The sequence below is a fragment of the bacterium genome (assembly GCA_021372775.1).
Classification (GTDB): Bacteria; Acidobacteriota; Polarisedimenticolia; order J045; family J045; genus JAJFTU01.
Genome location: JAJFTU010000200.1, coordinates 1 through 3,296, shown reverse-complemented (window position 1 = coordinate 3,296; position 3,296 = coordinate 1). Strand labels below are relative to the sequence as shown.

Sequence of the window (3,296 nt, the reverse complement as noted above, 5' to 3'; positions counted from 1 at the left end):
TCGTCGCGATGGGCCGAGATGCGGAGCTTCGTGGACGGCGAGCTGTTCGTCACGCTGCTCCTGGACATGACCAAGCGGCACGAGGCGGAGGACGAACTGCGTCGCCAGCGCCGCGACTACGAGACGATCTTCAACCTCGTGCCGACGCAGATCTGGCTCAAGGACGACCGCAACCGCTTCGTCCGGGTCAACCGCCGCGTGACCGAAGACGTCGGGCTCCCCGCGGAGCGGATCGAGGGGCTCGCGGCGGAGGATGTTTTCCCGGAGTACGCCGCGAAGTACTACGAGGACGACTTGGAGGTCCTGCGCGGCGGCCGGCCGAAGTTCGGGATCATCGACACCTACCGCACGGCGTCGGGCGATCCGCGCTGGGTCCGCGTGGACAAGATCCCGCACCGCGACCAGTCGGGCGCCGTCGTCGGCCTGCTCGCCTTGGCGCAGGACATCACCGAGATCCGCTCCGCGGAAGAGCAGCTCGGCATGACGCAGTTCGTCGTGGCGCGGGCCTCCGAAGGCATCGCCTGGTACGAGCTGAACGGCACGCTGCTGTACGCCAACGAGACCGCCTGCCGTTTCATGGGGCGCGACGCGGCCGACGCGGTCGGTCGGACGCTGTGGGAACTCATTCCGCGCAATTCGACGCCGACGGGTTGGGCGTCGCTCGTCGGCTCGCTGCAGGACGGCCGGACGACGGTCTTCGAGCAGGCGGTGGAAACGGCCGGCGGCGAGCGGCGGCTGATCGAGGTCTCCGCCCACCTGCTCGGCTACGGCGACAAGGCGGTCGTCGTCAACTACACCCGCGACGTGACCGAGCAGCGGCGGAGCGAGGCCGCGCTGCTCGAATCGCAGAAGCTCGAGGCGGTCGGCACGCTCGCCGGCGGCATCGCGCACGACTTCAACAACCTGCTCATGGCGATTCTCGGCTGCGCGGAGATCCTCGCGCTCGACCTGCCGGAGAACTCGCCCGCCGCGGACGCGGCGCGGACGATCGAGCAGGCCGCCTCGCGCGCCGCGGAGCTGACCAGCCAGCTGCTCGGCTTCGCGCGGCGCGGCCAGTTCCGCCGCGCGCCGGTGGACCTGCACGCGCTGCTGCGGGAGGCGGTCCAGCTGCTGCGGCGGACGATCGACCGCAACATCGATCTGCAGCTCGACCTCGCCTCGCCGCGGCACGTCGTGCAGGGGGACGCCGGGCAGCTGCAGCAGGTGATCCTCAACCTCGCCCTCAACGCGCGCGACGCGATGCCGGAGGGGGGCGCGCTGCGGATCGCCACCCGGTCGGCGGCGGCGCCGGAGGCGTCCGTCGAGCTGGTCGTCGCCGACACCGGCCCCGGCGTTCCGCCGGACGTCGCGCCCCGGATCTTCGAGCCGTTCTTCACGACGAAGGGCCCGGGCAAGGGGAGCGGGATGGGGCTGGCGATGGTCTACGGGATCGCCAAGGGGCACGGCGGCGAGGTCTTCCTGGAGCGGGGGGCGGGACGGGGCGCGACCTTCGTCGTGCGGCTGCCGCTCGCGTCCGCCGCCGAAGCGTCGGTCTCCGCGGACGTCGCCGAGGCGCCGGCCGCGGCGGTTCTTCCCGGCCGCCGCGTGCTGCTCGTGGACGACGAGCCGCTGGTGCGCGGGACGGCGGCGGCGATGCTCGAGCGGCTCGGCTGCGTCGTGACCGCCGTCGCGAGCGGCGACGCGGCGGTGCGCACCTTCTCCGCCGCGCCCGACCAGTTCGACGTCGTGCTGCTCGACATGGTGATGCCCGGCCTGAGCGCCCGCGAGGTCTTCCACGCGCTGCGCTTCACGCGGGCCGCCGTGCCGGTGCTGCTCTGCTCCGGCTTCGACCGCGACGGCCGGGCGCAGGAGATCCTGAACGAGGGGTTCGCCGGCTTCGTCAAGAAGCCGTTCACGCTGGAGGCGCTCTCCTCCGCCCTCGTCGGCGCCCTGCGCGCCGCGCGCTGAACGCCGCCGCGCGCGGCCTTCGGCGCGGGGACGGACGCCGGCGGCGCCGACGTCCGCCCGCGTCTCCGTCAGCGCGCGCCCGCTTCCGGCGACATCCCGAGCGCCTTGGCGACGCCCGCCCCGTAGGCCGGATCGGCCTTCGAGAAGTGGGCGAGCTGCCGCCGGACGATCGTCTCCGGCACGCCGGCCATCGCCGCCGCGATGTTCTCGAACAGGCGTCCCTTCTGCTCCGGGGTGAAGAGGCGGAAGAGCGCGCCGGCCTGCGAGTAGTCGTCGTTCCCCTCGCGGTGGTCGTAGCGCGAGGCGTCTCCCGAAATCCGCAGCGGCGGCTCGGCGTACGAATTGTCCTCGGTCGGCCCGCCGAACGAATTCGGCTCGTAGTAGGCGTCGGCGACGCCGGAGTCGTTGCCGAAGAAGCGCATCGCGCCGTCCTTGTTGTAGTGGTGCACCTCGCAGCGCGGGCGGTTCACCGGCAGCGATTCATAGTGCGTCCCGAGCCGGTGACGGTGCGCGTCGGCGTAGGAGAAGACCCGCGCCTGCAGCATCTTGTCGGGGGAGAAGCCGATTCCCGGAACGACGTTGGAGGGGGAGAGGGCGAGCTGCTCGATCTCGGCGAAGTAGTTCTCGGGGTTGCGGTCCAGCTCCATTACGCCGACCTCGATCAGCGGGTAGTCGGCGTGGGGCCAGACCTTCGTCAGGTCGAACGGGTTGTAGGGCGTCTTCTCGGCGTCGAGCTCCGGCATGACCTGGACGCACAGCGTCCAGCGCGGGTACTCGCCGCGCTCGATCGCGCCGTAGAGGTCCTCCTGATACGACTCGCGCGTGCGGCCGACCACCTCCTCCGCCTCGCGGTTGGTGAGGAAGCGGTGCCCCTGCTGGGTCTTGAAGTGGAACTTGGTCCAGAAGCGCTCGCCGCGCGCGTTCCAGAGGCTGTAGGTGTGGCTGCCGTAGCCGTTCATGAAGCGCGGGCTGAGCGGGATGCCGCGGTCGGAGAAGAGGATCGTCACCTGGTGCAGGCTCTCCGGGCAGAGCGACCAGAAGTCCCACATCGCCGTCGTCGAGCGGAGGTTCGTCCGGGGATGGCGCTTCTGGGTGTGGATGAAGTCGGGGAACTTCATCGGGTCGCGCACGAAGAAGACCGGCGTGTTGTTGCCGACGAGGTCCCAGTTCCCCTCCTCGGTGTAGAACTTGACGGCGAAGCCGCGGACGTCGCGCTCCGCGTCGGCCGCGCCCGCTTCGCCGGCGACGGTCGAGAAGCGGACGATCAGGTCCGTCTTCTTGCCCGGGGCGGAGAAGATCGCCGCGCGGGTGTAGCGCGAGATGTCCTTCGTCACGGTGAACGTGCCGCG

The 3,296-nt window shown here is 71.1% G+C and carries 2 protein-coding genes; one reads left to right on the top strand and one right to left on the bottom strand.

What is annotated here, in order from left to right:
- A partial coding sequence (locus LLG88_07060; protein ID MCE5246665.1) for a PAS domain S-box protein occupies window positions 1-1,947 on the top strand: 1,947 nt, incomplete at its 5' end.
- Window positions 1,948-2,015: 68 nt separating this feature from the next.
- On the opposite strand, the gene LLG88_07055 is transcribed toward LLG88_07060, so the two are convergent.
- Window positions 2,016-3,296: catalase (locus LLG88_07055; protein MCE5246664.1), on the bottom strand; the 1,281-nt coding region annotated here is incomplete at its 5' end.